The following is a 3,751-nucleotide window of genomic DNA, read 5'->3' as shown; positions in this document are numbered from 1 at the left end:
CGAGGGGTCCGGGCTCGCCGTGCACGTCAGGCCGGCCCAGGCGGGCGACCTGGACGTCAGCGGACGGCCGCTGCACGCCGGCGTACCCGATCTGGACCGCTTCTTCCGCCCCCGGTCCGTCGCCGTGGTCGGCGCCTCGGACACCGAGGGCCGCCCGAACACCGGGATCACACGGCAACTGGCCGACTGGGCCGAGCGCGTCGGCGCCACGCTGCACCCGGTCCATCCCAGCCGGCCCTCCGTGTTCGACATCCCCTGCTCCCCATCCGTCGCCGACCTGCCCGAACAGGTCGACCTGGCCGTGGTGCTGGTCGGTGACCCCCTCCCGGTGATCGAGGAACTGGCCGAGGCCAAGGCCCGGTTCGCGGTCGTCTTCGCGTCCGGGTTCGCCGAAACCGGGCCGCAGGGCGAGGCCGCCCAGCGGCGACTGGCCGCCGCCGTGGAGCAGTCCGGGCTGCGGCTGCTGGGGCCCAACACCAACCTGAACGCCTTCGAGCGGTTCCGCGACGACCTTCAGGGGCCGGCGATCGCGTTGATCACCCAGTCCGGCCACCAGGGCCGCCCCGTCTTCGCCCTGCAGGAACTCGGCATCCGCCTCTCCCACTGGGCCCCCACCGGCAACGAGGCCGATCTGGAGAGCGCCGACTTCCTCTCCTACTTCGCCGAGCAACCCGAGGTCGGCGCCATCGCCTGCTACCTCGAAGGGCTGAAGGACGGCCGCTCCTTCCTGCTCGCCGCCGACCGGGCCGCCCGGCTCGGTGTGCCGGTCGTCGCCGTCAAGGTGGGCCGTACCGAGACCGGCGCCCGCACGGCCGCCTCCCACACCGGCAAACTGACCGGCGCGGACGCCGTGGTCGACGCGGCGCTGCGCCAGTACGGCGTGATCCGGGTCGACGGGCTCGACGAACTCCAGGACACGGCGGCCCTCCTGGCCCGGGCCCGCCCGCCGCGTGCCGACGGGGTCGTCGTCTACTCCATCTCCGGCGGCACGGGCGCACACGTCGCCGACCTGGCGACCGGGTCGGGCCTGAGCCTGCCGGTCCTGTCCGAGGCCAAGCAGGCCGAGCTGCACCAGTGGATACCCGAATACCTGAACGTCGCCAACCCGGTCGACAACGGCGGGCATCCGGTCGGGGACGAACGCGGCCGGAAGATCATCGACGCGATCCTCGCCGATCCCGCGGTGGGCGTGCTGATCTGCCCGGTCACCGGGCCGTTCCCCCCGCTCAGCGACCGGCTCGTACGGGACCTGGTGGACGCGGCCGAGCAGACCGACAAACTCGTCTGCGTGGTGTGGGGTTCACCGGTCGGCACCGAGCCCGCCTACCGCGAGGTCCTGCTCGGCTCCTCCCGCGTGGCCACCTTCCGCACGGTCGGCAACTGCCTCACCGCCGTCCGCGCCCACCTCGCCCACCACCGCTTCGCGGCCGCCTACCGCTCCCCCTTCGACGAGGCCCCGCGCACCCTCTCGCCGTCCTACCGCAAGGCACAGGCCCTGATGCAGCCCGGCCGGCAGCTGAGCGAGCACGCGGCGAAGCAGCTGCTGCGGGCGTACGGCATCCGCGTACCGCGCGAGCAGTTGGTGACCAGTGCGGCGGCGGCCGTCCGCGCGGCCGGGCTCGTGGGCTACCCGGTGGTGATGAAGGCCTCCGGGGCCCGGATCGCGCACAAGACCGAGCTGGGCCTGGTGAAGATCGGGCTGAGCTCGGCCAGCCAGGTCCGCGACGCCTACCGCGAGCTGACCGACATCGCCCGCTACGAGGACGTCGCCCTGGACGGCGTCCTGGTCTGCCAGATGGTGGAGCAGGGCGTGGAGATGGTCGTCGGTGTCGCCCACGACGACCTGTTCGGCCCGACCGTGACCGTCGGGCTCGGCGGCGTGCTCGTCGAGGTGCTGCGCGACACGGCCGTAGGGGTGCCGCCCTTCGGGGAGGAGCAGGCGCGGGACATGCTCGCCGGGTTGCGCGGGCGGGCCCTGCTCGACGGGGTCCGGGGGCGGCCGGCAGCGGATCTGGACGCGCTGGTCGAGGTCGTCCTGCGCGTGCAGCGCATGGCCCTGGAACTCGGGGACCAGCTCGCGGAGCTGGACATCAACCCGCTGATGGTCCTGCCGCAGGGGCAGGGTGCCGTGGCGCTGGACGCGCTGGCGGTGTGCCGCTGATGCCGGCGGTTCTGCGGGCGACAGCCGATCGTGTCCTGTCCATCACCCTCAATCGGCCCGAGGCGCTCAACGCCCTCACGCCGGAGCAGCGGGACGAGATCGTCCGGCTGTTGTCCGAGGCATCGGCGACACCCGCGATTCGAGCCGTCGTGATCACAGGAACGGGCCGCGGCTTCTGCGCCGGGGCGGACCTCCGGGGCACCGGCACTCCCGGCGAACGCCTCGCGGGCGATGTCGCCCGCACCCTGCGCACCGGCGCCCAGCGGCTGATCGCCGCCGTGCTCGACTGCGAGAAGCCGGTGATCGCGGCCGTGAACGGCACGGCGGCGGGGCTCGGCGCGCATCTGGCGTTCGCCTGCGATCTGGTCCTCGCGGCCGAATCCGCCCGCTTCATCGAGGTGTTCGTGCGCCGCGGACTGGTCCCCGACGGGGGCGGCGCCTACCTCCTCCCGCGGCTCGTGGGCCCGCAGCGTGCGAAGGAGCTGATGTTCTTCGGTGACGCGATCGGCGCGGCGGACGCCGAACGCCTCGGGCTCGTCAACCGGGTCGTCAGGGACGAGGAGCTGGAGAAGACGGCGCGCGCCTGGGCCGGGCGTCTCGCCTCCGGCCCCACCCGCGCCCTCGCCCTGACCAAGCAGCTCGTCAACGCCTCCCTCGACACCGACCGCGCCGCCGCCTTCGCCGCCGAGGCCGCCGCACAGGAGATCAACATGACGACGGCGGACGCGCGGGACGGCGTACGGAGCTTCGTGGAGCGGCGGAGCCCGGAGTTCCGGGGCCAGTGACCCTTCCGACCCCCTCATGACCCTTCCCATCTGACGCTTCGTCAGTTTCAATGCTGGGTGTGATGGGACAAGCAGGGATGGCGGAAGCCGCCGTCCGCTACCTCAGGTCGGTCCGCGCCACCGCCCCCGAGCCCGTCGACGCGCTGCCACGGCCCGAACTGCGGTGCGTCGGCGCCGACGAGCGCGCACCCCTCGACGCCCGGGAGTTCCGCCGGGTCCTGGGGAACTTCGCGACGGGCGTGGCCGTCGTCACGGCACCCGCCGGCACGGCCGGAGAACCTCCCGCCGGCTTCGCCTGCCAGTCCTTCAGCTCCCTCTCCCTCGACCCTCCCCTCGTCGCCTTCATGGTCGGCCGGACCTCGACGACCTGGCCGCGGATCGCCCGCGCCGGGGTGTTCTGTGTGAACGTCCTGGGCGCCGGGCAGGGCGAGTTGTGCCGCGCCTTCGCGGTGAGCGGCGCGGACAAGTTCGCGGGCGTGGCGTACGACGCGGCGCCGGTGTCGGGCTCGCCGCGGCTGACGGGCGCCGTGGCGTGGATCGACTGCGCCATCCACGCCGTGCACACCGGCGGCGACCACCTCATCGTGGTGGGCCGGGTGAACGCCCTCGGCACGGAGGACGCCGACGGCCCGCTCCTCTTCCACCGGGGTCGTTTCGCCCGGCTGGCACCCCCGTAGGGCTCACACCGCGGTCAGCCGCCACAGCGAGGTGACCTCGGCGGATCGGGCGGCATGGAGCGGATCGCCGGTGTCCCGTGCGCGGGAGTGGCGCGGCCGGGCGTCGAGCCGGTCGGTGACGCGCAGCC

3 protein-coding genes and 1 pseudogene are annotated in these 3,751 nt (G+C 73.7%); 3 read left to right on the top strand and 1 reads right to left on the bottom strand.

The annotated features are described in order from the left end of the window. Window positions 1-19: 19 nt before the first annotated feature. From ABZ281_RS42010 to ABZ281_RS42000, 3 genes are all read left to right on the top strand, one after another. On the top strand, window positions 20-2,161 hold the full coding sequence (locus ABZ281_RS42010; protein ID WP_356663231.1) for an acetate--CoA ligase family protein: 2,142 nt from the start codon (window positions 20-22) through the stop codon (window positions 2,159-2,161). Continuing rightward, window positions 2,161-2,946: an enoyl-CoA hydratase-related protein gene (locus ABZ281_RS42005; RefSeq protein WP_356663227.1), complete on the top strand. Its 786-nt coding sequence runs from the start codon at window positions 2,161-2,163 to the stop codon at window positions 2,944-2,946. Before ABZ281_RS42010 ends, ABZ281_RS42005 begins: the two co-directional genes overlap by 1 nt. Before the next feature lie 77 nt (window positions 2,947-3,023). Beyond that, a complete protein-coding gene (locus ABZ281_RS42000) occupies window positions 3,024-3,623 on the top strand; it encodes a flavin reductase family protein (RefSeq protein ID WP_356663229.1) in 600 nt (199 codons plus the stop codon). A 3-nt stretch (window positions 3,624-3,626) separates the two neighbouring features. On the opposite strand, the pseudogene ABZ281_RS41995 reads toward ABZ281_RS42000, so the two are convergent. Then, window positions 3,627-3,751: pseudogene (locus tag ABZ281_RS41995) on the bottom strand (methyltransferase); the annotation flags it as partial.

The sequence above is a fragment of the Streptomyces sp. NPDC006265 genome (assembly GCF_040613555.1).
Classification (GTDB): Bacteria; Actinomycetota; Actinomycetes; order Streptomycetales; family Streptomycetaceae; genus Streptomyces.
Note: the sequence above shows the minus strand (reverse complement) of the source record. Positions and strands in the feature narration are given on the sequence as shown.

What these genes read in the sequence shown, in the direction of transcription:
- ABZ281_RS42005 (WP_356663227.1), top strand. Translation starts at nt 2,161, where the DNA reads ATGCCGGCGGTTCTGCGGGCGACAGCCGATCGTGTCCTGTCCATCACC.
- ABZ281_RS42000 (WP_356663229.1), top strand. Translation starts at nt 3,024, where the DNA reads ATGGCGGAAGCCGCCGTCCGCTACCTCAGGTCGGTCCGCGCCACCGCC.